We start from the raw sequence: 26,983 nt of genomic DNA on the forward strand, positions 1-26,983 counted from the left end.
GTGATGATGCGGACATATTATCGAATCCCATCCTGGTTGATTTGGGGTTCAATCAGTCTCACTGGACTGAGCTAATTCAGGATTTCGAACATGTGTTCTGTGTCGCGGCTGGCACTCTAACATCACTGCAGTCATACAAAACACATACTCAGCGCAAGCGTATCACGCCCAGCCATGTTCGCCTTTGATAAGCCTTTGACTCACAGATAAAAACGTGGTCCTGTGAAGCAATTACCTCGCTTGCTAATAGCCCCGAACTCAACTTCAACATGCCACGCTCGAATGGCAGTTTAAAACACTCCTGCCAAAAAAAATCACATCGAAAAACAACTATCCAATTGGTAGTTCACTCACCAACGGATTGCATTTTCATCTCTTACAATGATGCCTGTCCATGTTATTGCATCTACGGGTTGCCTTTTCATCTCATACAGCGGTGGCTGTCAACGTTAATGCAAGAGTGACAGTCTTGATTAAAGAATTTACGGTCTTAAACGGAGACTAGTTGGAGTGCCTGTCCATGTTAAATTGTCTCTGGTATGTCTTTTCTTTTAAATTACCTGTTTCGACAATCGGTCACTTATAGTCATTTTTGTTTGAACTTTAAGCAAAACCTGGCGCCACCGGTCTCGACATTTTCTACCCAGCACTGACCGTTGTGCCAATGCATTATCCGCTTTACGATGGCTAGTCCTAACCCAGCACCACCGCGCTTTCTATCTCTTCCATGATCTGGTCGGAAAAATGGTTCAAAAATTCGCTTGTGGTGAGATTCCGCAACTCCAGGGCCGTCGTCTTGTATACGCAATACGACGTGTTCTACCGTAACTACCACCGAAAATTGAATTTCCGACTTCGCATAGCGACATGCATTATGAAATAAATTATCAATCGCTCTCTGTATATAGTGCTCATCACCTAAAATCGAGGCGTCTTCTCCACTGTAGTCAACACTGATTTTGGGGGGCTGTCCATCTTCAGTCGCGCGTTGGATATCTAATCCTGCGCTAACATGGTCTACCCGTTGTTTGCACAAACTAAGAAGCGGGATCTTAGATATGTTTAACTCTGGCTGTTGAGTTTCCATTGTTGTGTAGCTAAGCATTTCTTGGACAAGCTTTTCTAACTCATCGACATCGGCGTTCATCTCTTGCCATTGTCCTGGTAGCTTTTGTGAGAGGTTTGCTATGGCAAACTTTAAGCGTGAAAGTGGCGTCCTAAATTCATGCGCAACTGCGCCTGTTAACTCGCGTTGCGTGTTTAGTAATTCACGAATTCGACTACCAAGTTCATTCAATGTTGCAGCGATTGGAAATACGATTGAGCGAGGCTCGATCGAGACAGAGGGAATATCTCCATTAGGATCAATACTTGCGGCTGCACGCTTCAGTTGTTGAAGATCTTTCCACAAAGGCCATAACCAAAGTGCAATAAGTATCGCAAGAAGAACGAAAAACACACTACTATAGAAAAAATAGTGAATATCATTAGTTTCATTTGATAAAAGTGTTATTTCTATTAAGGCTTCGTCAGAAGTCTGAAAATATATCTGCAGTTTATCTGATTCATTAAAAAGAGTGATTGGTCGTCCTGAATTAAGAGCTAATTGTTCTTCTTCACTCCATGCCATATCCGCTAAAGACAAGTGAGTAATCTCAAATAAATTAGGATCTAAATGGGGTTCTATGTCTTTTACTTCGCGATTCAACACTGTTAAAGCTGATACTATTGCTTGGTGCTCTGTGTTGACGCCTTCTAAATCAAAAAACACGTGTCGGAGCATCGCGCTTAGTACGATCAATGACAGTACAATAAAAATGTATAAGCTCAGGAAAAGGCGAGTCATAACTCGATAACCATTGGCGATAAAGCTGTTCTGGCACTTTTTACCCATGATGAGAGAGTTTTGGTGTACCAATTTACTATATCGTCTTTGTTAGGAATGCCTGTCCACGAAAGTGTTATATCACCTTCTTTAGGAGTGGCTGTCCACAAAACATCTGAGAGTGTATTAAGTCTATTAAGGGTGCCTGTCCACGAAAGTGAATTCGAAGCCATAATCGTGCCTGTCCACGGTAGAGAGTTATTCATAGGAGCCTTGCATCGGCTTTTAATCCCACGCGTCGGGGACGAAAAAGAAGCCTTTTCCCCAGATGGTTTTGATTCTAAAAGGGTTTTGTGGGTTGTCGTTGAGCTTTTTGCGTAATCGAGAAATACGTACGTCGGCGGATCGGTCGAGGCCATCATACTCTCTACCAATTAATTCGTTGTAAAGGGTTTCTCTATCTACAAGTTGCGACGCATTGCTCGCTAGCTTCCACAACATGTCAAACTCATGACTTGTAAGCTGGATATTTTCCTGATCAAGAAAGACTTGTCTAGATTGTTTATTGATTTTTAACTTTCCAAATTGGAGCTTATGCGAAGCCTTGTTGTCTTCAACCTTTTTGGTTTCACTGCGTCTGACTAATGCGTGAATACGCGCTAGTAAAACTCGAGGCTCAATTGGTTTTATCACATAGTCATCGGCCCCTAGCTCAAGGCCCAATACTTGGTCGAAATCGGAACTTTTTGCTGTCACAAACAAGAGCGGACCCAGAAAGCGTTTTCGCAAGCCTTTACACAACTCGAAACCGTCTGCTCCTGGCAACATGATATCTAAGATAATCACATCCGGCTTAAACTCATCCATTGTGCTATTAAGCTCATCAGAATCGTATAAACATTTCACTATAAATTCATTTTCAGTGAGATATTGCGCCATGAGATCACTTAAGCGCTTATCATCTTCTATCAGCAGTATTCGCTTGTTCAAAATAAGCTCCAAGGCTGTCTTACCCTACGCGTGCGGTTGCTCTCTCTAGCTTTAATCTGCATGTCATGAGACAACACAACTTCTCCACCTTTAGCTCTGAGCTGCAACCGAGTTGATTCAGAAAAACGAATAGTAATGGTTTCATGTGATGACAGATTTGCTTTACAAAGAATGAGTGAGCTATCTTGGAAGAAGCAGTATTCTCCGGCAGGCAATCCGCGAGTCGTAATGGTCAGTTCCAGTTCACAAACATCTCCCTTGTCTTTGACTATACAAACCTTAGGTTGCACGTTCCAACCAACAGGCTCACTATAACAAAAGCTTGTATAACTCAACAAAAACAATGCCCACAATGTGTGAATTTGACGATTTCTGTCCGCTAGAATAGAAATTCGCATGCTAAAACCGATATCCCACACCAACGAACACGTTGTTGATATTATTTTCATCCACCAACGGGCTATCCGTCATGCCACTGTGAAGTTTTTGGTAAGAGGCATTTGCAATCCAATGCCATTTGTCATTTATTTTTTTGGTAAATAGTATTGCTATGGATGGCTGAAACCCACCACTGGCCTCATAGTGAACATTTTCAATTGGGCTATCTCGTTCCGATATACCGTAATAGTAATTGACCAAACCATCACTTTTCCACGTCAAGCTAGGACGAATACTGAACTGCCAATCATTACCAGCCCAAAAATGCTCATAGCTTAATATCGCCTTGTGCCCCTTATGTACGCCGCTGGCATCTGTTTCAACAGCCAAGGTAATCTCGGAGTCAGGTTGATAAAAATGTATTCGAGTACCGAAATTGACAGCCCATTTTCGATCACTCACTTCGTCTAACGCTATATAACTAAGTTCACCCTCTGAGCCTTGATTATCTGGCGGTTCATTTGGCACACCAGCAGGCGGCGCAACCACCGCAACACTAAAATTACCAACGTGCCAAAATTTGAAGTGGGAAGCTTCACGGTCTAAGGTTAAATAAGATTCTACTCCGATAGTATCATTGTCAATTAGCTTGTAGCCTATTTCTGCATTATCGAAATAAACCTGTTCGCCATACCACGCTATATCAACGAGGACTATATTTGGAAAGACATCGCCATCTACTAGGGGGTTGGATCTTGCACCAATCCCCAATGCAATACCCAAGTTCCACTCTCCTTGTTTTGCACAAGGCACACTGGAGTCACAAGCGTTTGCCTTAGTTACAATCAAAAAGCAACAGATGACAATTAGGTGAATAAAACGAAGTCGTGGCACTTTTACCTCAATAATGAGTGGGCTTTCTAGAGAATACCAATGAAGAATATCAGACAGTGAAACAAGTGACATCAGTGGGTTACAAATATTCACAATTATTGTCATTTCGTAGCAGACTAAAATGTCACTGAATCTTATGATGTTTGCGTTCCTTTAAGATAAGCGAGACAAATAATGGACTTTCAAATCAAACTTTCTTACCCACTACTGATTGCATCTTCAATTATGCTCAGTGCATGTGATTCACCTAAAGTCGCAATTGATCCTATTGAGGAGCAAAAAACCGTACCTCAGGTCAATCAGGCGAAAAATATTCCGGGTCCTTTAGAGCAAGGCAAAGCAGCTGGCTTTATACGCAACGGAATTTATGCGGCTACTTTGGCCAATCCAGCCCCGGAAACACCTACTACTGTCGAAGCTGGGCCTACTACTTCTTTCGGCTCTGGTTTTTCAAAAACCAACACTATCGAGCAAGGTGTAGACGAAGATGATCGTGTGAAATATGACGGCAATACGCTGTTTATAGCCGCCTATCCAATTTGGCTTGAAGGTGAATTTGAAGAGCCTAAAGTGCGCGTCCTCACGCGTAATGACGACTTCTCGCTTACGGAACAACAGTCGATCGAATTTGATAGTGAGTTTGACAATATTCAAGGATTGTATTTGCACGATAATCGTTTAGCGGTGATCGGCAGCGATAGTCCAGTATATACACTGGATGCCACAGGTTTTGCTCCTTGGATCCCTCATGAACCCGATTTAACGGTGCGTTTTTATGATGTGCAAAGCACGTCGGACATTCAAACGATCAGTAGCATTACGATTGACGGCACCTTGCTGTCTACCCGACGTATAGATGATAGCTTGTATATTGTTAGCAGTTACGTGCCTTACATTGCGCAATTGAATGTTGGCAACTTAACCGATCAACAAAAAATTGATAATTATCAGACTATTCAGAATGCATCCTCAGCGGCAATCATGCCCAAGCTGTATGAGGACGGTCAAGCGAGCACTATGAACGATATTAATCAATGTTATGCGCCTGCGGCAGCCACCTCCAAAGATGGACACGCACAACTTATCACGATTACTCGGATAAATTTAATTGACCCTACGGACCGACAATCTACTTGTTTAAGTTTATATGCTGACATTATGTATATGTCACAACAGAACCTTTATGTTGGAGCAAGTGATGGCGTGCAAAACACGACTTTTCACAAAGTTGAGTTAACCGACCTAAGCTACCAAGCATCCGGAAGCATCTCGGGTATCTTAGGTACTTCAAATGCCGCCCTTTTAAAAATGGATGAAAAAGATGACTTTTTACGCGTCGTCAGCACGCGTTATACCGACAGTGTTCCAACCCATCATTTGCATGTGCTACAACAACAAGGACAGTCACTCACAGAGGTGGCTACCCTGCCCAATGAGGACCAACCTGAACCCATTGGTAAACCCAATGAAGAAATTTACGCCGTGCGCTTTATCGATGACAAGGCCTATGTCGTGACATTTGAGCGATTAGATCCATTTTATGTCATTGATCTTACTGATAATACTCAGCCTTTTATCGCGGGGAGTCTAGAGTTGCCTGGCTTCTCAAGCTATTTACATCCTTTGAAAAACGATTTAGTCCTAGGCATTGGTCAAGAGGTGAATGTTTCAGATGTGCCAGATTCGGGGGAGTTAGTTGTTTTACCCGTGATAACCTCGGGTATGAAAGCCAGTTTATTTGATGTACGTGACCCAGCTAACCCCGTGGAACTGGGCAGTGTATTTGCGCCTGACGCCTATACACCGGTTGAATGGGACTACAAAGCCTTATCGGTGTTAGAGCACGAGGGGACTTATCGTTTCGCGTTCCCAATCGAAAATTGGAACGCAACTGTTGATACGGGCGAGGGTCAAGCATCTCAGGAACAAACGCAAAATATATTGGTGCCTTTGAATAGCCTTATGTTACTAGAGACGGACACGCTTATAGCCAACCCTGTGTTGCAGTGGAAGGGCAATGTTGACGCTAGTAACAATGCGCAGCATTACATTTACTCGGGCGAGGATAGAAGCATTATTCATGGCGACAGTATTTATTATATTCATGGCAATCAGGTGTGGTTGAGTCATTGGCTAAACCCCGAAAATTTGCAGGGGCCGTTTTAACAATAGATGTTTACGTCCTAGCTTAAGTTATTAAGTGTCATGGACTTTTGGGGCCGCATCTGCTGCGGCCCTTTTTTCGACGTGACATTTGGCAGTGTAGGGGGCAGTAAATCGTTGTTTAAAACGATCAAAAACAACAAAAAAACCGTATTAGTATCTTTATTCAGTTTTAATTCAGTTAAGTCTACTATAATGTTAGTAGATAACCGAAAGTCATGAGACAAAAGGGGTAAGACAATGAAAGTATCTTATTTGATTACTGGGGCTGCACTAATGTTAGTCTCGGCACAGAGCCAGGCAAAAGCAGAAGTAGAGGTTGTCTGGGAAAATCCCAAAGAATATCGTGATGTACAACCCACGATGCAGTCACGTGCAAAATTTCGCGAGCAAACGTTCAAGCAATTGGAAGAGTACATCAATGAATTAGCTGAATCGCTGCCCGAAGGACAAAAGCTATCGATTACTGTCACTAATCTTGATTTGGCCGGTCAAGTTTGGCCTTCTTCTTTTGTAGGGTTAGGGAACTCTGGTAATGAAGTTCGGGTTGTTAAGCAAATTGACATTCCACGTATGTCTTTTTCATACACGCTTACGGACGCGCAGGGTGCTGTTATACAGCAAGCTGACGAAGTGAACTTAAAGGATATGTCATTCCAAGATCGACACAATCCATTTTTTAGAAGTGAAAACCTACGTTATGAGAAAAACATGCTGAGAATTTGGTTTAACGACGAGTTCCCAGAACTCATAGCTAACAACGGCTAAAATATCATTGAAATAATTAAACCGCCTTTTGGCGGTTTTTTTTATCGCTAATTCTGAAAATGTATAAAATAAATAGTTGTTTAAAATCAACATGAAACAACCGTTTCAGTTGCATGGCGGTGAAATAAAATTACCTTCAGCAATCTTTCAAAAGGTTTTATTTCGTTGAATAACTGTACTATTTCTGCCACTATCAGGCTGCAAAATGGTCTACTCGTGTCATATCTTTGTCACATTAAAACAATAACATCGGACCAGCTAAAAAAATGGGACAAAGTCCTAATAAATTATAAGCCAGAAAATGGCATTGGATGTATCAGGTTAGGAGAGACAATGAGTATTAAATACCCCGCCCTACTGGCGCTCGTCTGCGCGCCTATGGTCTACGCAGACGTATTCATCAACGAAATTCATTATGACAATATCAGTACCGATACTGGCGAAGCAATTGAAGTTGCAGGCCCAGCTGGAACAGATTTAAGCGGATGGAGCCTTGTAAAATACAATGGTAACAATGGTACTGCTTACGGTACTACCTCCCTAAGCGGTACCATTCCCGATCAACAAGGCGGCATGGGCACCATTATTGTCAATTATCCGAGCAATGGCCTACAAAATGGCGCGCCAGATGGTGTTGTCTTGTTTGATGGTACTCAAGTCGTTCAGTTTTTGAGTTACGAAGGTACGTTTACCGCGGTAGGTGGCGTTGCTGATGGCCTGTCATCTACTGATATAGGTGTCAGTGAGAGTAATAGCACAACAGAAGCCGGTCACTCTTTACAACTATCTGGTACAGGTAGTGTCTATGCCGATTTTGTTTGGAATAATCCGGCCACCAACACTTACGGCGCGGTAAACAATAACCAAACATTTGGCGACGGTGAAGAAGGTGGCGGCGGAGAAGACGGCGGCGACACCGGTTTAGAAGGCGTTTGTTTTAATTGTCCCGACCTCGATAAAGTTGCTGACGCAAATACCTTTAATGACAGCGAATACTACGCTTCTGCCATCCAAGCAATTGGTGCAGGTTCTAGCGCTGCCGTTATAAAAGGCGAATTAACCTCAATTATTAGCACCGACCACCGTGTACTCACATACAATCAAGTGTGGACCGCGCTAACTGAAACCGACGAAGACCCTACAAATTCAGACAATGTTACTTTGCTGTACATGGGGACCTCGCTACCTAAATTATCAAATGGCAGCGGAGAACAAAGCCAAAATCCCGATAATTGGAATCGCGAACATGTCTGGCCAAACAGCAAAGGCTTTAGTGATGACGGTCCTCGTGATCAAGCACCTTCATTCGAAGCATTTACCGATATCCACCATTTGCGTCCAACCGATATTTCGGTTAATGGCTCGCGCGGCAATTTAGATTTTGATAACAGTGACGCTCCACTAGCTGAAGCGCCTAGCAATCGAGTTGACGGTGATTCTTTTGAGCCACGTGACCAAGTTAAAGGTGATGTAGCACGAATGATGTTCTACATGGACACGCGCTATGAAGGTTTAGGTGATAACACCCCTGACTTGATGCTGGTGGATAGTTTAACCACATCTGGACAGCCACAACTAGGCCGTCTATGTCGACTACTTGAATGGCATGCAGCCGATCCAGTTGATGCGATTGAGCAAGAACGTAATGCCAGCATCTATGAATACCAAGGCAACCGTAATCCATTTATCGATCATCCAGAGTGGGTGTCCATGTTATTTACTGCTGATGCGTGTAGTGATGAAGGCGGTGAAGATGGTGGTGAAGATGAAGGTGGAGATAATGGCAATACTGGCACCGTTGAAGCAAACGCGCTGCTAATTACTGAAATTATGCAAAACCCTAGAACCGTCAGCGATACAAACGGTGAATGGTTTGAAGTCCTCAATACCAGTACCCAAGTCGTTAACTTAAATGGTTGGACTATCCGTGATAACGACAGTGACTCGTTTACCATTGAACAAGATGTTTTGATTGGCGTCGGAGAATATGCGGTGCTCGGCAAAAATGGCGACACCGCTGCCAATGGTGGCGTTGTGCAAGTATATTCTTATGGTTCGCAAATGGCATTAGCCAATGGCAGTGATGAGCTTGTACTTGTTGATCCAGACGGTAACATTGTTGATGAGATTACCTATGACAATGGTGCGACCTTCCCAGATCCTAACGGTGCGTCAATGACCTTAATTGACCTATACGGTGACAACAACATTGGTAGCAAATGGGCTGCAGATACAACCAATTTCTACAATCCAGACAACTCAGGTACACCGGGTACTGGTGATGCAAGTTTCAACTTGGTTATTACCGAGATTATGCAAAACCCACGTGCTGTTAGCGATAGCAATGGTGAATACTTTGAAGTGTTAAACACTGGCGTCATTGCAGCTAACATGAATGGCTGGACAATCAGAGATGATGGCAGTGATTCGCATACGATCACTGAAGATGTCTATGTGCCAGCGGGAACCTATGCGGTATTTACTAATAACAGTGATACGGCCAGCAATGGTGGTTTTGAAGCGCTTTATGAATATTCTGGAATGTTTATTGGTAACGGTTCAGACGAGATAATCTTACAGCGCCCCGACACTTCAATTGAAGATATCGTTGAATACGATAACGGGAATACTTTCCCCGATCCTAACGGTGCGTCAATGACATTGATCAGTGCGGCTTTGGATAACAATGTAGGTGCGAATTGGTTTGCCGAAAATGTTGAGACATACGGTGACGGTGACTTCGGAACGCCAGGCTCTGGCCCAGATGGAAGAACCTTCGGCGGCGGTGGCGACAACGGCGGCGGTGAAGTCGTGGTACTCGGCCAATGTACTGATCCAGCAACACTTATCAGTGCAGTTCAAGGCTCTGGTGATGCGTCTTTAATGGAATCACAAGACGTGGTAGTAGAAGCTGTGGTATCTGCAAGCTATCCAGGTCTTGGCGGTTTCTTTTTACAAGAAGAAGCAGCAGACATGGATGCCGATGCGGCAACCTCAGAAGGGCTGTTTGTTAATTACAGCGCGAACGGTGAACTGCCAGCGGCTAATTCAGTGGTCAGAGTGTTAGGTAGTGTTAGAGAGAACTTCGGACGCACTCAACTTGATGTCGCTGACACAGCATTAGATTGTGGTGTGGGCAGTGTTGATGCAACCGCTTTAACCTTACCCTTTAACAATGCTGCGCAAGCAGAATCGTTAGAAGGTATGTTAGTGTTCAACCAAAATACCCTAACCGTCACCGATAACTACAATTTGGGTAGTTTTGGTGAAGTAACGTTATCTTCAGAGCGTTTATACATTCCGACTAACAAATATGCACCTTTGTCGGCCGAGGCGATTGCTTTAGCTGCTTCAAATGCATTGAACCGAGTGGTGATGGATGATGGACAGAGCTCGCGGAATCCTGAAGTGGTGCCATATCCTACTGGTGGATTGTCAGCCAGCAACACTTTAAGAAGTGGTGATTTGGTGACGTCAGTTACTGCACCATTAGATTATTCATTTGGTTCTTATCGCTTGCACCCAATTCAAGCACCGACCATCGTTGCTGCCAATGAACGTGAGGCGACACCGGCGCTTAACCGAGGCAACCTAACGGTAGCCAGCTTGAATGTATTGAACCTGTTTAATGGTGATGGCCAAGGTGGTGGTTTCCCAACCCCTCGTGGTGCTACTGACGCGGTTGAATATGAGCGTCAAATTGCCAAAACAGTGACCGCAATTGCTGCCATGGACGCCGACATTATAGGTTTGATGGAAATTGAAAACGACGGCTTTGATGCGCAAAGTATGATTGTTGAACTGGCCAACAGACTTAACGCTGTTGCTGGGGATGGCACCTACGCAAACGTTGCTTACACCGGACCAATTGGTACCGACGCTATTGCCGTAGGTCTGTTATACAAACCTGCGAGTGTGTCTTTGGTTGGCGATATCCAGTTAAACTTCGACGGTATCTTTAACCGACCTCCAGTAGCCCAGACCTTTGCTGCGCAAAATGGGGCGGAGTTGACTGTTGTAGTAAACCACTTCAAATCAAAAGGTTGTGGTGGCGCTTCGGGTGATAATGCAGACCAAGGCGATGGACAGGCGTGTTACAACGCACGACGTGTGGAACAGTCGCAAGCCTTAACCGCTTGGTTAGCTAGCAATGAACAACTGAGTGACAAAGAAAATATGTTGATCATCGGTGATTTGAATGCTTACGCTGAAGAAGATCCTATTACTACGCTGGAAAGTGCCGGTTTTGTTAACCTCATTGAAACTTTCCAAGGTGCAGATGCTTATTCTTACACCTTTGGCGGTGAGTTAGGCTACCTTGACCATGCGTTAGCATCGGCTTCCTTGACTGAACAGACCGTAGACGCAATTGAATGGCACATTAACGCTGATGAGCCGCGCGTGCTTGATTATAATGTAGAAGGCAAATCGCCAGCGCAAGTGAGCGATTTCTATGCCCCTGATGCATTTAGAGTATCTGACCATGATCCAGTATTGATCAGCTTTGAGCTAGTTGCTCCTGCTGTCTTTGGGGACATGGACGGTGATCAAGACGTGGATTATGCTGATATGCGAGCTCTGATTAATTTAATTAGAGCACGTAACACCTCAGTCGACTTACATGACTTTAATGCTGACGGTGTGGTAAATACCCGTGACGTCTCAGCAATTCGCAGAATGTGTACTCGCGCTAGATGTGCAATGTAAATTAGCGTAAAAACACAAACCTAATAAAAAACCGGTGAAGGTAACTTCACCGGTTTTTTTGTTTAGGTAATTTAGACCAAGCTAGGTTAGTTAGCTTTGCTATTAATGCAGGTTATTGATAATCGAATAACGCGTCTGCTACATCGATCAAGTCACTGGCGTCATTCAGTAGATTGGTTTTATACAGTTCTTTACGCGGCAGTATACGTTTTAAATAAAATGCACATGTCGACTTTTTGCCCTCTTTTATCGACTGATTATCACTAGCTTGTGCACGGTCCGCCATACTCAACCATAAAACCCCTAGAATGCTGTAAGCGCTGTAATGCATATAGTCGTATGCCGCACCAGCTAAATCAATTGCAGGTTGCTTTTTCACCTGCCATGACAGCTTGTGCCATTCATCAAGGATAGCTGCAGCTTGGCTGGCCGCGTCACTGTTGTTAATCTTACTAATTAAGCCTTGAAGCAGCTTTAGCGTCGCAGTCAACATGTGACCATCATCTCGTGAAAGTTTTCTGCCAATCAAATCGGCGGCCTGTATTCCGTTTGTACCTTCGTACAGTTGGGTAATACGACTGTCTCGACTTAGTTGCTCCATTCCCCATTCACGAATGTACCCGTGGCCACCATATACTTGCACACCTAAATGACTGACCTCCTGACTCACGTCTGTCATAAATCCTTTGGCGATGGGCGTTAAGAATGCCAACACTGATGCCGCATCATGCTTGGCGAAATCATCATCCGCATTCTTCTCAATGTCCATTTGGGTAGCATATAGTAATGACAGTGCTCGACACCCTTCAGTTAAGGCCTTTTGGGTCAACAACATTTTGCGCACATCCGGTTGGGCGATAATAGGATCGGCTTTTCCATCTGGATTGATCGAGCCCTGAGGCGCTCTTGATTGCAAACGCTCTCGCGCATAGGCCAAGGCGCCCTGATAGGATGCTTCTGAGATCCCTAAGCCTTGCAAACCCACTTGAAAGCGAGCGTCATTCATCATAGTGAACATGCACGCTAGCCCCTTGTGAGGAGCACCGACTAAAAACCCCTTGGCTTGATCAAAATTCATCACGCAAGTAGGACAGGCTTTGATCCCCATCTTCTTCTCTAAACTACCAACCGAAAGCGTGTTTGCTTGGCCAAGCGTGCCATCACTATTAACCAAAAACTTTGGCACTAAGAATAAGCTGATCCCCTTCACTCCTTCAGGCGCGTCCGGCAGCCTTGCCAACACCAAGTGCAGCACATTATCGGTCCAGTCTTGGTCGCCACCAGAGATAAATATTTTACTACCGCTAATACTATAACTGCCATCTTCAAGTGGCTGCGCTTTGGTCGATAACAAACTTAAATCAGTACCCGCGTGAGGTTCGGTGAGACACATGGTGCCTGTCCACTCGCCGGAGATTAATTGTTTTAGATAGGTGTTTTTAAGCGCTTTGTCACCGTGTTTATTAACCGCCAATACAGCGCTTTCGGTGAGCATACTAATTAAACGCCAGCTGACGTTTGCCGAATTAAGCATTTCATGGACAGGCACTGCCATAGAGTAGGGGAGATCCTGCCCATCATATTCAGCGCTGCCCAACATGGCGTTCCAACCATTGGCAATGTATTCATGATAAGCAGCAGCAAAACCTTCCGGCGTCGTCACCTTACCGTCTTTAAGTTGACAGCTTTGTTCGTCACCTTCGCGGTTTAAAGGGGCAATGACCTGTTCTGCAAATTTTGCGCCTTGACTAAGCACTTCATTCACCAGTTCTTGATCAAAGTCCTGCAAACCTAAGTTTTGATAGTGGCTTTCAAGGTTAAGCCAGTCATGCAGTAGGAACTGCATATCGGTTAGTGGTGCTTGATATTGTGGCATAGTAATCCCAATGTCTATTCAACTGTTCCGACCAGTATACAATCAACTTCAGTTAATTTTAATTAACTTCAACTAATTTTAATTGATACAGACGAATAACTAGGATTTTTCAGCCGCTTGATGCTACTGACTATCTTTGGGTTTAGAATCTTCTACTCGATTGAACATGTCACGTAAGTGGATCAGGCGATCTTCAAAACGCCACTGTTTGCCACTGATTGCAAAGGGATCAATCAATGTAATAGCAGAGACTTCCATCGATGACCAAGGAGGAGGCGAGAATTCAGTGATAGTGCCATCAAAGTCTCCGGCAAGCTTGCATGCATAATACTGCATACCTTGATCATTTTGGCCAAGCCATTCGCCGACTTCCACATTAAACCCCGTCTCTTCCCACGTTTCGCGGTGTGCAGTGCATTGAGCTGATTCACTGCCATTGGAAGTACCACCGGGGACATCATATTTGCCTGATAATCGATGAGTTATACTCAATAGTTGGTCATTCAAACGAATAATGCAGGCTGCATTCGAAATTTTCGGTGGTATTTCCGGTTCTTTCACCCTGCAAGCAGGATCACTTGGCGGAATCTCACTGCAACTAGTAAGACCAAATAACGAAATCCAGAGGTAAAAGGAAAATCTTTTTATCACAAGAGGGCGTACAATAGCTGTGTTAATTCACACTAGAATACTACGAAAAACATCTCGTTGGTATTGGCTCTGTACAAAGTAACACATTGATTACACTATCCAGGAACCGTTCATGACCGTTAAGAAAATGATTTCTCCGTTGCTCATTGCAACTATTGCGCTAATTGGCTTACTAATATTCCTGAATCTTCCTGAGGAAACCCCTCAAGTCGGTGCGGGTGGACCGCGCGGAGCTGCAACCCCAGTGGTCGTGTTTAACGTGTTAGAAACGGAATTTCCAGTGGTGGTTGAAGCCTTAGGCACAGCCAGAGCAAACGAAGCGGTAACTATCACTTCTCAGCAATCTGATGTGGTACACAGTATCCACTTTGATGACGGTGATGTGGTGGAAAAGGGTCAGCTGCTGTTGACCATGAATGATCGTGAAGAACAAGCCAAGCTCAATGAGTTGAACATCAACCTTCAAGAGGCTAAAAGACAGCTAAAACGGATAACCAACTTAGCCAAAACCAGTGTCGCATCTGAACAAATTTTGGATGAACAACAAGCGCGTGTTAAAGCATTGAGTGCGCAAATAGAGGTTGCTAAAGCGCGTCTCGATGAGATGGAATTACACGCTCCTTTTAGCGGTAGACTTGGTATCCGCCAGATCAGTGAAGGCGCCTACATCACGCCCAATACGGTCATTACTACCCTAGATGATCTGCGAAAAGTCAAAGTGGATTTCAACGTTTCTGAAATCCACTTTCCAGCTTTGTCTCCTGGTCAACAAATCAAGGCCTTATCGGTTGCCTACCCTGATGAAACCTTCAAAGGTCAAATAAGTAGTATTAACTCGCGGGTAGACGCAAACACGCGCTCTATTCAAGTACGTGCATTGATCGACAACCCAGACTTGAAACTTCGTCCGGGAATGTTGTTGCAAATAAACCTACAAATGCGCGTGTTACAGTCGTTAGTGGTGCCTGAAAAAGCCATTATCCCTAATGAAGATAAACAGTTCGTGTTCGTGATTGAAGATAACAAAGCAATACAAAAGGAAGTAGTTACCGGATTGCGTCGTCCAGGCGTGGTACAAATTATCTCTGGCTTAGCCAGTGGAGACACAGTGGTCACTGAAGGGGCTTTGAGGCTAAGAAATGGCTCAACGGTATCCATCCTCTCAGATGTTACTTTGTAAAGGAATCACGCTATGTTGTTATCCGATATCTCCGTCAAACGTCCGGTTTTTGCGTCAGTAGTTAATTTGCTGCTGATTATCTTTGGCATTGTCGCAATCAGTTTCTTATCGTTGCGAGAATACCCTGATATCGATCCGCCTATTGTTTCAATTGATACAAGGTACACAGGGGCATCTGCATCTATAGTTGAGACACGTATTACGCAATTACTCGAAGATCGCATCTCCGGTATTGAAGGGATCAAGAATATCACGTCAACCAGTAGCAATGGACGCTCATCAATTAGCATTGAATTCAATCTATCCAGAGACATAGATGCGGCATCAAATGACGTGCGCGAGCGCGTAAGCCGAGCGTTAAACAATTTGCCTGAGCAAGCTGATCCGCCTGAGGTCTCTAAATCGGATTCAGACGAAAGTCCGATCGTATGGTACAACCTGCGGAGTGACAATTTATCGGTAATGGAACTAACCGACTATGCGGATCGCTTTTTGGTTGATCGCTTGTCCGTCGTCAATGGTATTGCCCGAGTACAACTTGGTGGCGGCCGAACCTATGCGATGAAAGTGTGGCTTGATCGCAATGCGATGGCGGCTCGCGATATCACAGTGGCCGACATAGAAAGAGTGATCCGCTCGGAAAACGTCGAATTACCGGCCGGTGAAGTAGAGTCCAATGACAGAGACTTTGAAGTGCGCGTCGCTCGCAGCTTCCTAACGCCCGATGACTTTGCCGAATTAACCATCAAAGCCAGTGCCGATGGTTACCTTGTTAAGCTAGGTGAAGTGGCAAAAGTGGAGCTGGCATCGGAAGATGATGAAACCCAGTTTAGAGGCGATGGCGTTAACATGATTGGCTTGGGCATTGTAAAGCAATCCAATGCCAATACTTTGGAAGTAGCGCGCGACGCTAAAAAAGCCATTGCGCAGATTTCAGAAACCTTGCCGGAAAACATTTTTATCGTACCTAGCTACGACTCCTCAGTATTTATCGAAGAGTCTATCAACGAAGTGTATAACACCTTAGGTATCGCGATGGCGCTGGTGGTGTTGGTGATCTATGTCTTCTTAGGCAATATCCGTGCAACCATTATTCCGGCCATTACGGTACCCGTTTCCTTGGTCGCAGCATTTATTGTGATGTATGCGCTCGGTTTTTCAATCAATCTACTGACATTATTGGCACTAGTGCTTGCTATCGGCTTGGTGGTGGATGATGCCATCGTGGTTATTGAGAATATTTATCGACGCATTGAAATGGGCGAGCCGCCTTTGTTGGCATCGTATCGTGGAGCACGAGAAGTGGGCTTCGCCGTTATTGCCACCACCTTGGTTTTGATTTCAGTCTTTGTACCTTTGGTGTTCTTGGAAGGTAATATTGGGCGGTTATTTACCGAATTTGCACTGGCAATTGCCGCGGCGGTAGCTTTTTCAAGTTTCACTGCCCTGACTCTCTCGCCTATGCTGTCTTCTAAATTGTTGTCAAATCGTTCCAGAAGCTCAGGCTTTGGGCGTTGGATGGACAGGAGCTTTAAAAAAGTAGAAAGCGGTTACTTCAATAGTTTGAATACGACTTTGCATCAACCCTTAGTCGTTGCGCTCATGCTAGTGCTCGCGGTTGTTGCGCTATATCAACTAAGCCAAAAAATACCCAGTGAATTTGTGCCTAAAGAAGACAGAGGTAATTTCTTTATTTCGATGCAAGGTGCAGAGGGCGCAAGTTTTGAAAATAATGCGGCGAACCTAAAAAAGGTTGAAGACATATTGTTACCCTATTTGGACACCGGTGAGATAGACCGTGTCCTTGTGCGAACCCCTGGTTTTGGCGGCGGTGCCGGTATCGCGATTGTGGGCATGGCGTCATGGCAAGATCGCACTCGCTCAACATTTGATGTGATGGATGAGGTGAGCGCCAAGTTATCAAATATTCCTGATGTCAGAGCGTTCGCCATCATGCGCAGTAGTTTAGGGGGGCGTGGGTTAGGTCGTCCCGTCCAGTTCGTGCTGCAGGGCAATACCTACGAAGACTTGGTGAAGTGGCGTGATATCGTGTTGGAAAAAGCCGCAGAAAACGAAAAGTTGCTGCGAGTGGATTCAGACTATAAAGAAACCTTACCACAACTGTTAGTGAATATCGATCGCCAGCGGGCTGCCGATCTCGGGGTATCCATCTCAGATGTAGGCCGAACTTTGGAAACTATGCTGGGACAAAGACGCGTATCTACCTACTTGGATCGAGGTCAGGAATACGATGTGATCATGGAAGGATGGGCAGACGACTACCGAAGCCCGCAAAGCATAGATAATTTGTATGTGCGCTCACAGCGAACTAATCAACTTATTCCGATGGACAACTTGTTAAGCTTTGAAGAGAAGGCCACCTCGGCGCGGTTAAACCGTTACAATCGCATGCGCAGTATCACTATCAGTGCAAACTTAGCCGATGACTATACTGTCGGTGAGGCGCTAGCGTATCTTGAAAACATTGTTAGGACAGAATTACCAGACACAGTGTCCATCGACTACAAAGGTGAATCTCAGCTTTATCAAGAATCAGGTGACTCTGTCATCTTTATCTTTATTTTGGCGTTAGCCATCACCTTCTTAGTATTGGCGGCACAGTTTGAAAGCTGGGTGCATCCGTTGGTGATTATGTTAACCGTCCCCTTGGCTTTATTAGGGGCCTTTATTGGCCTGTATATCGCCGGTGCCAGTCTGAATATTTACAGTCAAATTGGTTTGGTCATGCTGATTGGTTTAGCGGCTAAAAATGGTATTTTGATTGTCGAGTTTACCAATCAACTTCGTGATGCTGGCATGGAGTTCGAATTAGCACTTAAAAAGGCCGCGAGTCAACGCTTACGTCCCATTGTGATGACAGGTTTCACCACGGTTTTCAGTGCTTTGCCGCTGGTGGTTGCAACAGGCCCAGGCTCTGAGAGCAGGGCGGTCATTGGTATAGTGATATTTTCAGGCGTGTTGTTATCGGCTTTTCTAACGCTTTATGTTGTACCTATCGCGTACTATTGGCTAGCTAAAAATACCGGTTCACCTGAGCAGCTAACCCAAGAAATTGAAGCATTAGACAAGAAACACCCATATAAAAAAGGCGAGATACTTTAAGTCTCGGTTGATGACGGGATTGTTTCCACCCTAAGGCAGTATGTTACGGTGACTATCATGAGTATAAAAACACTCAATGACTTTTAAGTTACCGCAACATTTACTTATGGAATTAAAAACAAGTAGGGGGCAATGATCCTGTGAACATCCTTTTTGTACATGGTATGGGACGCACACCAATGTCGGGCGTTCCCATGTTGTGGCGACTCAAGAGACATGGCCATAATGTCGATGTGGTTGGTTATCTTGCCGCGACTGAGAGCTTTCAAGACATAGTGGAAAGAGTTAAAAGCAAACTGGTAGACGTAGCAAGTAGAGGTCACTATGTGGTTATTGGTCACTCGTTGGGTGGTATTTTACTCCGAGTCGCGCTGCAACAACTGCCGTCAATTCCTCGCCCGCCTGAACACCTTTTTCTGTTGGGATCTCCGGTCAGTTCGCCGCGACTCGCTAATAAGAGTAAACGAGAACTGGGTTTTCAGTGGTTCAGTGGCGATTGTGGAAAGTTGCTTTCCAGTAGCAAACGAATGAATACGATCAAAATGCCGCAGATTGAGATTACCTCGATCGTAGGAAATCGGGGTTTTCCGTTAACTAAAAAGTATTTCCTCGATGATCCAAATGACGGTGTGGTATCGGTTGACGAGTGCTACCATCAAGATATTGACGAGGTCATAGAGTTGAATGTAATTCATACCTTTTTGCCCAGCAGCCGTAAAGTCAGCCACCTATTGCTGAGCAAAATCTCTCAGATTCAGACGTCCCTGAATGCGCAGTGATTGTTAACCTGAACAACTTTGAAGATGTAGCAACACGGAAGTTTAATGGCGTTAAAAGTGCGCTATGTTTAGTGCGCAGTTACCTTTGAATTTTAGGGTTGTAAGATGACAGATATCGATTTGCTATGGACTATTTAATTTTTCGGTTTTAGGAAAGAGCGCGTTTACCTTTCTTACAAAGTCATTGTTCTTTGACGTATTGTGGCAAATAAAGGCTTCATTTGCGGCATAAATGGACGTGCTTTTGTAAAATTCGGTGGTCGTCAAATTTAATGCCTGTTGAGCCCCTTGTAGATCAGATAAATAACTGACAATCGCATCCACTCGTTGTTTAAGCAAAAATTGAATGGCAACCACTTCAGAATTGACATCAATGAATTCAGCATTTAACTTTTTTCGGATGCTGTCGAACGAAAAGCCCCTGCGAATAGCAATCCGCTGTGCCTTGATGTCTGGTTTCACGTCCTTTTCTTCTAAACTGAATACGTAAGCATGGACAGTGGCTAAAGGGTTACTTTCGATCATCTGGTGTTTGCCCTCCATGTTTTCCAAGCTGCCTGGAAACAAGCAATTGACCTTTTTTTGCTGATATAAGAGCTCGGCTCTAGCTGGGGGGACATAAACAATTTCAACACGCTGTCCTGAGGCCTTGATTTTATCAAATGCATCATTGTAGGGGCCTCTTTGTTTAGGCGTTCGACTCAACAAAAAAGGCATCTCAGTAACGCCAACTGAAATTTCTGCTTGGCTTCTGGCGGCAGTGCTTGAAGACCAAGTGCCACTAATGATGAGCATCATTAGGAAGAAGAAATCGTATTTTCTCACAATGCACAAACCTTGAGTTTCAATGAAATAAACAGGCCACGTTTAAATTAACGCAACGTTCATTCTGATCATTTATCTTCGAAGTATATTTAGTTGAGGTTTCCACTGTATTCCTTTAAAACTAAATACAGCTATTAAAAAAGGCCACTTAAGTGACCTTTTTTCAATAGTAAAAGCTCACCTTTCTTTATTCGTCTAGGAAACTTTTCAGTTGCTCAGAACGACTTGGATGACGCAGTTTACGCAGTGCTTTTGCTTCAATTTGACGAATACGCTCACGCGTAACGTCGAACTGCTTACCAACTTCTTCCAAAGTATGGTCAGTGTTCATGTCAATACCAAAACGCATGCGCAGTACTTTAGCTTCTCTTGCTGTTAAGCCTGCAAGTACTTCCTGAGTTGCGTCTTTGAGACTTCCACCGGTGGCTGAATCTAAAGGCTGCACTATAGTACTGTCTTCGATAAAGTCACCTAAGTGCGAATCTTCATCATCGCCAATAGGCGTTTCCATCGAGATGGGCTCTTTGGCGATTTTCAACACTTTACGGATCTTGTCTTCTGGCATGATCATGCGCTCGGACAATTCTTCTGGCGTCGGCTCTCGACCCATTTCCTGAAGCATTTGACGTGAAATACGATTCAATTTGTTGATCGTTTCAATCATATGTACAGGAATACGGATCGTTCTAGCCTGATCCGCGATTGAGCGAGTTATTGCTTGTCTAATCCACCAAGTCGCGTAGGTAGAAAACTTGTAACCGCGACGGTATTCAAATTTATCTACCGCTTTCATCAAGCCAATATTACCTTCTTGGATCAAATCCAAGAATTGCAAACCTCTATTGGTGTACTTTTTGGCGATTGAAATAACCAAGCGTAAGTTAGCCTCGACCATTTCTTTCTTCGCGCGACGGGCTTTTGCTTCGCCAATAGACATCCGACGGTTAATGTCTTTGATGTCTGCGATGATCAAGCCGGTTTCTTCTTCAACCTGATTCATCTTACTTACAGCACGCTCTAACTCTTCTTTTACTTCAAGCATGGCTGGCACATAGGCCTCACCACTTGCTAACACGTCTTTTAACCAGACAGTTGTGGTTTCATTGCCAGCAAAGGCTTTAATGAAATCTTTCTTAGGCATTTTCGCATTAACAACACAGTGCTTCATGACAATACGCTCTTGCACACGTACTCTGTCCATCATGCCTCGCATGTTTTTAACCATGCGATCAAACTGCTTCGGTACTAAACGAAACTCTTTAAAAACTTCGCTCAGTAAATTAATCTGCTTTCTTGCGTCTTTGTGCGAACGACCTTTCTTGGCAATGACATCGCGAGCTTTAATATACTGTTTGCGCAGCGCATCAAATTTTTCTCTCGCTAATTCTGGATCTGGCCCAGTGTCTTCTTCTTCTTCATCTTCGTCGTCATCATCGCCATCTTCATCTTCTAGATCATCGTCAGATAATTCAGAGCCTACGTGAGTCGCCGTGGGAGCCACGTCAGTTTCATTTGGATCAACAAAACCTATAATGATGTCGCTCAAGCGAATTTCTTCGGCTTCGAATTGGTCCCATTGATCTAAAAGATAGGTAATGGCTTCGGGGTACTCAGCGACTGAACATTGAACTTGGTTGATCCCTTCTTCAATGCGTTTGGCGATTTCTATTTCACCTTCACGAGTCAGCAGTTCAACCGTACCCATTTCACGCATGTACATACGGACAGGATCAGTAGTTCGGCCAATTTCGCTTTCAACTGTTGCTAGTGCTTGAGCGGCGGCCTCCGCCACTTCCTCATCAGCGGTGGTTTCTTGCATGAGCAATTCATCAGAATCCGGAGCTGACTCGAACACCTGAATTCCCATGTCATTGATCATGCGAATAATGTCTTCGATTTGATCGGAATCAACGATATCCTGAGGAAGGTGATCGTTTACTTCAGCAAAGGTCAAATACCCTTGCTCTTTTCCTTTTACGATAAGGAGTTTTATCTGAGACTGCTTGCTTTGCGCCATATAACCTACGTTTCTCAAAATCAGTTAAAAAGTTTATTTGGAAGCCAACTTCATCAGTTAACGTCAAATAAATTTGCGTGCACCGAGGCGTTTGCGAATTAGCCAGTATAGCAGATTTTATGCTCTGCCGACCAGTATTTCGAGTGAATTATAGTGTATTAAACCCAATGATCTGCGATGAATACCTAAAGTGTGGGCGAATCGATGTTATTCAACCTTGTAAGGTGAAATTTTATTCAGCGCTGTAGGTCGCTTTTGTCTGAGTTAACAACTTAAATTCTTGTTTTTCATCGGCAGTCATGCTGCTGCCTTTAGCGAGTAACTGTTGATATCGCGCTTTGAGTTGCTGTTCGATAAGTCGATTAAAACTATCTATGTATTGTTTATCCGGTCTTGCGTCGTCGGCGTCATGGTCAACTTGCAAAAGTTGATTGAGAAACTTGGCTTCAGGATCGCCTCTAAAATGCTCTAGAACGTGACCAGTGGTAATCGTTGTCTTGTTCACACAAAAGTCATGCATCTTTATCAACACATGTAATCCCTTAATAAAATCAGGATTTAATGCTCTTGGCTGGATCTCGGGATGCTGAGAGGCCAATTTAGGGTGTAACAACATCAGACGCAGTAGTTTGCGTACTGGAGATATATTGGTTTTATTTGGTAGTTGATAATCCAACGCTCGTGCTTTGCCAACGGCATTGGCTTGTTTAATATCTTGTAAAATGTCGGCTCTATAACTGTCAGCCTTGATTTTTTTACGCAGCTCTTCATTCAACAACTGGACTAAGTTTTCCGCTTTTATTTGCTCTATGTATGCATTGGCAGCTTGCGTTAACGCCGCTTTACCTTCGCTACTTCCGACGTTGTGTTGAGCCAGCAGGTTATCAAAGAAAAATTGCGACAAAGGTACAGCTTTTTCGGATAACAGTGTTTCAAATTCCTGTTGGCCCGTTTTGCGCACTAAGGTATCGGGATCTTCGCCATCGGGTAAAAATAGGAAGGTCATTTTGACACTGTCTTTGAGATAAGGAAGGGCATTTTCCAGTGCTCTCCAAGCCGCTTCACGACCAGCGCGGTCGCCATCGTAGCAACATATTATTTCCGGTGCGGCGCGAAACAACATTTGAATGTGTTCAGGCGTGGTAGAAGTTCCCAAAGAAGCAACCGCATAGTCAATGCCGTGTTGAGCAAGCGCGACCACGTCCATATAACCTTCAACAATGAGTAAACGTTCTAGCTTTCGATTTGCTTGTTTAGCTTGATAGAAACCGTAAAGCTCATGCCCTTTATGAAATATCCGCGTTTCTGGAGAGTTAAGGTATTTGGGGCCGCCGTCCTCTAGCACTCGACCACCAAAACCAATCACGCGACCGCGTTTATCCCGGATAGGAAACATGATCCGATCGCGGAAAAAGTCGTATCGACGACGATTATCGTTTTCGGTGATCAATTTTAAATCAAGCAGTTGTTGTTGTTTATCCGGTGTTTTGCCAAAGGCTTTAAAAATGCTATCCCATTCTGGTGGAGCATAGCCGATACCAAACGCCTTAACTATTTCACCGCTCAGGCCGCGTTGTTTTAAATAGTCTATTGGCTTGGATTTTTGTTCATGGTTTTTTAATTGGTGTTCAAAAAAACGTGCTGCTTGCTCCATTAACTCATAATCATCAGCTATTTGAGCTTTTTGCTGTGGACTAGGGCCGGGTTTTGAACCTTGTTCGCGAGGCACTTCTAAACTATGAAAGCGTGCTAACTCTTCGACGGCTTCAGGAAATTCTAATCGATCATATTCGATCACAAAGGAGATCGCGTTGCCATGGGCGCCGCACCCGAAGCAATGATAAAACTGTTTGTCTTGGCTAACCGTAAATGACGGGCTTTTTTCGCTGTGAAACGGACAGCAAGCTTGATAATTTTTACCGGCTTTTTTTAGTTTCACGCGACTGTCTACTAACTCAACAATATCGGTGCGAGCTATTAGGTCGTCAATAAAATCTTTTGGTATGCGTCCAGCCATGAAAAGCGAATACACTCAGTGTTAGGGATCGAAAAGAAGGCGTTACTTTAGCAGTAAGCACCAGAAACAAACAAGCCGCATTGAATTAAAAATGCGGCTTGTTAAGGATACGGATCAGATAAAAGATTAGGCGAGTTTGGCTTTGATTTGACCGCTAAGTTTGCCCATATCGGCGCGCCCTTGCACTTTGGGTTTTAGCCATCCCATGACTTTCCCCATATCCTGCATTCCGGCAGCTTGGGTCTGGTCTAACGCCTGTTGAATCAAGGCGTCTAATTCTTCGTCGCTGAGTGCTTGTGGCAGGAAGTCTTTGAGAATTTCTATTTCAGCTTTCTCACTTTCTACCAAGTCCATACGACCCGCATCTTCAAATTGACTAGCCGCATCATTTCGCTGTTTAACCATTTTGGTTAACAAAGCAATGATGTCAGCATCAGTTAACTCTACTCGTTCGTCTACTTCCCGCTGTTTTATCGCAGCCAACGCCATACGAATAGTACCCAAGCGCAACTTATCTTTTGCGCGCATGGCATCTTTCATCGACGATGTTAGTTGTTCATGCAATGACATTAACAGACTCTTATGGAAGTAGAGTTAGAAGCAACGCTTAACCAGTGATTAAGCGTTGACAGCGAGATTCTAGTATAACTTGATGCGACGAGCGTTTTCGCGAGCCAACTTCTTAAGATGACGCTTTTTAGCTGCAGCTTTCTTGCGCTTGCGTTCCCAAGTAGGTTTTTCAAAAAATTCGCGACGACGCACTTCTGAAAGAACACCCGCCTTTTCACATGAACGCTTGAAACGACGAAGCGCTACATCAAATGGTTCGTTCTCTCTTACTTTAACGATTGGCATGTAAAATCTCACCTCAAATAAAAACTTGTTTTCCAGCCCAAATAATAGCCGGTACGGTCAAAAATGGTGCGGAATTTTAATCATATCTAAAAGCAATGTAAAGGGAAGATTTCGGATAATTGCTAATTAATGTCCCGCCATAAACTACGGATTCAGTTTGAAAGCGCAATGCAATAGTAGCATAGCTTGGCTTTGATGGGTAAACTTCGCGCTTATTAGCTCCCTAACAGAAGAAAGAAAATGCGTATTTTAGGTATTGAAACATCCTGTGATGAAACTGGTATTGCCATTTTAGACGACCAAAAAGGCTTGTTGTCACATGAACTATATAGTCAGGTGAAATTGCATGCTGACTATGGTGGTGTTGTACCTGAGCTGGCTTCTCGGGATCATGTCAGGAAGATTGTGCCGTTGATTAAAAAAGCATTAGTTGATGCAAACACAAGCGCTCAAGACATTGACGGTATAGCTTATACCAAGGGGCCTGGCTTGATAGGTGCGTTGCTAGTGGGAGCATCGGTGGGGCGAAGTCTTGCTTATGCGTGGGGAATTCCTGCGGTGGGTGTCCATCATATGGAAGGGCATTTGTTAGCGCCTATGCTTGATGATCCAAAGCCAGAGTTTCCGTTTGTTGCGCTTTTAGTGTCGGGTGGCCATTCGATGATGGTGAGAGTAGATGGTATTGGCCAATATGAAGTATTGGGTGAATCGGTTGATGATGCCGCGGGTGAAGCGTTCGATAAAACCGCTAAAATGCTAGGCTTGGATTATCCTGGTGGGCCATTATTAGCCAAATTAGCAGAGCAGGGGACGCCTGGACGTTTTACCTTTCCTCGTCCAATGACCGATAAACCTGGGTTGAATTTCAGCTTTAGTGGTCTTAAAACCGCAGCCGCCAATACCATTCGCAGTCAACCTGATGATCCACAAACCAAAGCCGATATTGCCTATGCGTTTCAAGAGGCCGTTGTTGATACCTTGGCGATCAAATGTCGACGTGCATTAAAACACACAGGGCTCAAACGTTTAGTAATCGCAGGCGGAGTAAGTGCTAACACTCAATTGCGAGCTGAACTGGAGGCTATGATGATCAAACGTCAAGGTAAGGTGTATTATCCTAGACTGGAGTTCTGTACCGATAATGGCGCGATGATCGCCTACGCTGGAATGCAACGCTTGAAAGCGGGACAGGTGGAGCCTTTAGTCAGTAAAGCGCAACCAAGGTGGCCGTTAGATAGCTTGCCAGCAGTTTAGAGTTCAGATTAACTAAGGCTGATCCAGATTTTCTGGTTCAGCTTTTTTTCGATTCGACGTTAATCTGCGCGCCCTACCTTTATCCCAAATCTTACTTTCGTCTCCTTGCACCAATCGCACTATATTGCCTTTGTGGCGCAAGATAATTAGCACTGCCAACATAGACACAGGCAAGGTGTACTCAGGTTTAATGAAATAAGTGAGCAATGGCGCCAGAGATACGGACGCAATCGCCGCCAACGACGAGTATCCAGTGACGAACACTAACAGCGCCCAGCAAGCGATCAGTGCGCCGGCCAATTCAACACCAATAGGCAACATTGTCCCAAACGCAGTCGCGACCGCTTTACCGCCTTTAAAACCAAAAAATAGTGGAAATATGTGGCCTAAGCAGGCCATTATGGCCACTACACCAAGCACCACGGGTGGGAAGCCCAGATAATAACTGAACCACACTGGGATAGTACCTTTAAGGATATCGAAAATCAGCACTAACACCGCCGGAAACCTGCCTCCTAATCGCAATACGTTAGTTGCACCAGGATTGCCCGAACCATGTACACGTGGATTGGGAAGCGTGAATAATGCACTCACCACAATCGCGCTGGATATCGATCCTGCGATATAAGCAGAAGCGAACATCAATATCATTAGAGCTGACATGTACTTGGGCTTCCTAAA

Annotated in this window: 19 protein-coding genes and 1 pseudogene; 8 read left to right on the top strand and 12 right to left on the bottom strand. The window is 44.4% G+C overall.

All coding sequences use genetic code 11. The features are described 5' to 3' along the window. Nucleotides 1-188: pseudogene (locus ABD036_RS07015) on the top strand (hypothetical protein); the annotation flags it as partial. Between the two features lie 398 nt (nucleotides 189-586). Here the strand turns inward: ABD036_RS07015 and ABD036_RS07020 are convergent. The 4 genes from ABD036_RS07020 to ABD036_RS07035 form a co-directional block, all read right to left on the bottom strand. Continuing rightward, on the bottom strand, nucleotides 587-1,846 hold the full coding sequence (locus ABD036_RS07020) for an ATP-binding protein (RefSeq protein WP_343858027.1): 1,260 nt from the start codon (nucleotides 1,844-1,846) through the stop codon (nucleotides 587-589). 264 nt (nucleotides 1,847-2,110) lie between these two features. Beyond that, nucleotides 2,111-2,815 (bottom strand): response regulator, encoded by a 705-nt coding sequence (locus ABD036_RS07025; protein ID WP_343858029.1) that lies wholly within the window; start codon nucleotides 2,813-2,815, stop codon nucleotides 2,111-2,113. After that, nucleotides 2,812-3,213, bottom strand: a complete 402-nt coding sequence (locus ABD036_RS07030) for a DUF3019 domain-containing protein (protein WP_343858032.1) — start codon at nucleotides 3,211-3,213, stop codon at nucleotides 2,812-2,814. Before ABD036_RS07030 ends, ABD036_RS07025 begins: the two co-directional genes overlap by 4 nt. Nucleotide 3,214: 1 nt before the next feature. Further along, nucleotides 3,215-4,180, bottom strand: coding sequence for a MipA/OmpV family protein (locus ABD036_RS07035; protein WP_343858034.1), 966 nt, complete (start codon nucleotides 4,178-4,180; stop codon nucleotides 3,215-3,217). Between the two features lie 81 nt (nucleotides 4,181-4,261). Between ABD036_RS07035 and ABD036_RS07040 the strand changes: the two genes are divergently transcribed. The 3 genes from ABD036_RS07040 (at nucleotide 4,262) to ABD036_RS07050 (ending at nucleotide 11,725) form a co-directional block, all read left to right on the top strand. Continuing rightward, a complete protein-coding gene (locus tag ABD036_RS07040) occupies nucleotides 4,262-6,253 on the top strand; it encodes a beta-propeller domain-containing protein (protein WP_343858037.1) in 1,992 nt (663 codons plus the stop codon). 237 nt (nucleotides 6,254-6,490) lie between these two features. Further along, nucleotides 6,491-7,018 (top strand): DUF3016 domain-containing protein, encoded by a 528-nt coding sequence (locus tag ABD036_RS07045; RefSeq protein ID WP_343858040.1) that lies wholly within the window; start codon nucleotides 6,491-6,493, stop codon nucleotides 7,016-7,018. Nucleotides 7,019-7,351: 333 nt separating this feature from the next. Then, nucleotides 7,352-11,725: an ExeM/NucH family extracellular endonuclease gene (locus tag ABD036_RS07050; RefSeq protein WP_343858043.1), complete on the top strand. Its 4,374-nt coding sequence runs from the start codon at nucleotides 7,352-7,354 to the stop codon at nucleotides 11,723-11,725. A 112-nt stretch (nucleotides 11,726-11,837) separates the two neighbouring features. Here the strand turns inward: ABD036_RS07050 and ABD036_RS07055 are convergent, their stop codons facing one another. Both ABD036_RS07055 and ABD036_RS07060 read right to left on the bottom strand, forming a co-directional pair. Next, nucleotides 11,838-13,601, bottom strand: coding sequence for an acyl-CoA dehydrogenase family protein (locus ABD036_RS07055; RefSeq protein WP_343858046.1), 1,764 nt, complete (start codon nucleotides 13,599-13,601; stop codon nucleotides 11,838-11,840). Nucleotides 13,602-13,724: 123 nt separating this feature from the next. Next, on the bottom strand, nucleotides 13,725-14,252 hold the full coding sequence (locus ABD036_RS07060) for an NUDIX hydrolase (protein WP_343858049.1): 528 nt from the start codon (nucleotides 14,250-14,252) through the stop codon (nucleotides 13,725-13,727). A gap of 112 nt (nucleotides 14,253-14,364) precedes the next feature. Here ABD036_RS07060 and ABD036_RS07065 point away from each other — a divergent pair, with 112 nt between their 5' ends. From ABD036_RS07065 to ABD036_RS07075, 3 genes are all read left to right on the top strand, one after another. Further along, nucleotides 14,365-15,432: an efflux RND transporter periplasmic adaptor subunit gene (locus ABD036_RS07065; protein ID WP_343858052.1), complete on the top strand. Its 1,068-nt coding sequence runs from the start codon at nucleotides 14,365-14,367 to the stop codon at nucleotides 15,430-15,432. Between the two features lie 12 nt (nucleotides 15,433-15,444). Next, complete coding sequence (locus tag ABD036_RS07070) at nucleotides 15,445-18,555, top strand: efflux RND transporter permease subunit (RefSeq protein ID WP_343858054.1); 3,111 nt, start codon at nucleotides 15,445-15,447, stop codon at nucleotides 18,553-18,555. Between the two features lie 140 nt (nucleotides 18,556-18,695). Next, entirely contained in the window at nucleotides 18,696-19,334 is a 639-nt protein-coding gene (locus ABD036_RS07075; protein ID WP_343858056.1) for an esterase/lipase family protein, read from the top strand. Between the two features lie 123 nt (nucleotides 19,335-19,457). Here ABD036_RS07075 and ABD036_RS07080 read toward each other — a convergent pair whose 3' ends face one another. From ABD036_RS07080 to rpsU, 5 genes are all read right to left on the bottom strand, one after another. Next, nucleotides 19,458-20,159, bottom strand: a complete 702-nt coding sequence (locus ABD036_RS07080) for a hypothetical protein (RefSeq protein WP_343858058.1) — start codon at nucleotides 20,157-20,159, stop codon at nucleotides 19,458-19,460. A gap of 187 nt (nucleotides 20,160-20,346) precedes the next feature. Next, complete coding sequence (rpoD, locus tag ABD036_RS07085) at nucleotides 20,347-22,176, bottom strand: RNA polymerase sigma factor RpoD (protein ID WP_343858060.1); 1,830 nt, start codon at nucleotides 22,174-22,176, stop codon at nucleotides 20,347-20,349. A gap of 232 nt (nucleotides 22,177-22,408) precedes the next feature. Next, the gene (dnaG, locus tag ABD036_RS07090) at nucleotides 22,409-24,193 is read right to left on the bottom strand and encodes a DNA primase (RefSeq protein WP_343858062.1); all 1,785 of its coding nucleotides are present in this window, start codon (nucleotides 24,191-24,193) and stop codon (nucleotides 22,409-22,411) included. 126 nt (nucleotides 24,194-24,319) lie between these two features. Beyond that, nucleotides 24,320-24,763, bottom strand: a complete 444-nt coding sequence (locus ABD036_RS07095; protein WP_343858065.1) for a GatB/YqeY domain-containing protein — start codon at nucleotides 24,761-24,763, stop codon at nucleotides 24,320-24,322. A gap of 69 nt (nucleotides 24,764-24,832) precedes the next feature. After that, nucleotides 24,833-25,048 carry a 30S ribosomal protein S21 gene (gene rpsU, locus ABD036_RS07100; protein WP_008845199.1) on the bottom strand — a complete coding sequence of 72 codons (216 nt, stop codon included), beginning with the start codon at nucleotides 25,046-25,048 and terminating at the stop codon, nucleotides 24,833-24,835. Nucleotides 25,049-25,288: 240 nt separating this feature from the next. On the opposite strand from rpsU, the gene tsaD reads away from it, so the two are divergent. Then, nucleotides 25,289-26,302, top strand: a complete 1,014-nt coding sequence (tsaD, locus tag ABD036_RS07105; RefSeq protein ID WP_343858077.1) for a tRNA (adenosine(37)-N6)-threonylcarbamoyltransferase complex transferase subunit TsaD — start codon at nucleotides 25,289-25,291, stop codon at nucleotides 26,300-26,302. A gap of 12 nt (nucleotides 26,303-26,314) precedes the next feature. Here the strand turns inward: tsaD and plsY are convergent, their stop codons facing one another. Beyond that, entirely contained in the window at nucleotides 26,315-26,965 is a 651-nt protein-coding gene (gene plsY / locus ABD036_RS07110; RefSeq protein WP_343858079.1) for a glycerol-3-phosphate 1-O-acyltransferase PlsY, read from the bottom strand. Between the last annotated feature and the right edge of the window lie 18 nt (nucleotides 26,966-26,983).

The sequence above is a fragment of the Aliiglaciecola litoralis genome, from assembly GCF_039523355.1.
Classification (GTDB): Bacteria; Pseudomonadota; Gammaproteobacteria; order Enterobacterales; family Alteromonadaceae; genus Aliiglaciecola; species Aliiglaciecola litoralis.

Bases quoted from the DNA above. Each gene is read 5' to 3' on its own strand.
- ABD036_RS07050 (WP_343858043.1), top strand. From the start codon at position 7,352: ATGAGTATTAAATACCCCGCCCTACTGGCGCTCGTCTGCGCGCCTATG.
- ABD036_RS07020 (WP_343858027.1), bottom strand. From the start codon at position 1,846: ATGACTCGCCTTTTCCTGAGCTTATACATTTTTATTGTACTGTCATTG.
- ABD036_RS07055 (WP_343858046.1), bottom strand. From the start codon at position 13,601: ATGCCACAATATCAAGCACCACTAACCGATATGCAGTTCCTACTGCAT.
- dnaG (WP_343858062.1), bottom strand. From the start codon at position 24,193: ATGGCTGGACGCATACCAAAAGATTTTATTGACGACCTAATAGCTCGC.
- ABD036_RS07070 (WP_343858054.1), top strand. From the start codon at position 15,445: ATGTTGTTATCCGATATCTCCGTCAAACGTCCGGTTTTTGCGTCAGTA.
- plsY (WP_343858079.1), bottom strand. From the start codon at position 26,965: ATGTCAGCTCTAATGATATTGATGTTCGCTTCTGCTTATATCGCAGGA.
- ABD036_RS07095 (WP_343858065.1), bottom strand. From the start codon at position 24,763: ATGTCATTGCATGAACAACTAACATCGTCGATGAAAGATGCCATGCGC.
- rpsU (WP_008845199.1), bottom strand. From the start codon at position 25,048: ATGCCAATCGTTAAAGTAAGAGAGAACGAACCATTTGATGTAGCGCTT.
- ABD036_RS07030 (WP_343858032.1), bottom strand. From the start codon at position 3,213: ATGCGAATTTCTATTCTAGCGGACAGAAATCGTCAAATTCACACATTG.
- tsaD (WP_343858077.1), top strand. From the start codon at position 25,289: ATGCGTATTTTAGGTATTGAAACATCCTGTGATGAAACTGGTATTGCC.
- ABD036_RS07065 (WP_343858052.1), top strand. From the start codon at position 14,365: ATGACCGTTAAGAAAATGATTTCTCCGTTGCTCATTGCAACTATTGCG.
- ABD036_RS07045 (WP_343858040.1), top strand. From the start codon at position 6,491: ATGAAAGTATCTTATTTGATTACTGGGGCTGCACTAATGTTAGTCTCG.
- ABD036_RS07040 (WP_343858037.1), top strand. From the start codon at position 4,262: ATGGACTTTCAAATCAAACTTTCTTACCCACTACTGATTGCATCTTCA.
- rpoD (WP_343858060.1), bottom strand. From the start codon at position 22,176: ATGGCGCAAAGCAAGCAGTCTCAGATAAAACTCCTTATCGTAAAAGGA.